Genomic DNA, 479 nt, shown 5'->3' on the forward strand with positions numbered 1-479 from the left:
AAAGACTTTGATAAAGATAGTATCTTTTTATCTAATATGATTATGAATGTGAGATTGAAGTAAGTAAATGATAGATTTAGCAGGTGTGATTTGTTAATCACAGTAAAGTGTTTTTTGCTTATGTGTTATATTTTATTGTTATAATTTATAAAAAGTGATGAAAAATATAATTTGGAAAGATATTAATGAACCCTAAAGAACTTATCTCTCAAATCAAAGACTATGCTAATTGTGCAGATGCTAGTTATGCGATGTTGCAATATGTTTGGGAAAATATAGAGCAAGATGAAAAGAATAATATTTATAAAGCAGATAAACTTACTTTTGGTGATAAATTAAAGCAAGATATTGTTATGAAAAATAGTAAAGGGGAAGATATTGTAAAACCTAAAAATACAAACACAGCTTATGCTTGTGCTATACAAGCTCGTTTTGAACAAAATAAAATAGTTAAAATAGAACCTAAATATTGTATTTCT

General features: G+C 25.5%; 1 pseudogene. It reads left to right on the top strand.

The window, feature by feature from the left end:
- Window positions 1-185: 185 nt before the first annotated feature.
- Window positions 186-479: pseudogene (locus AJN60_RS03355) on the top strand (methyltransferase); the annotation flags it as partial.

It is taken from the genome of Campylobacter sp. BCW_4323, from assembly GCF_001763115.1.
Taxonomy (GTDB): domain Bacteria; phylum Campylobacterota; class Campylobacteria; order Campylobacterales; family Campylobacteraceae; genus Campylobacter_D; species Campylobacter_D jejuni.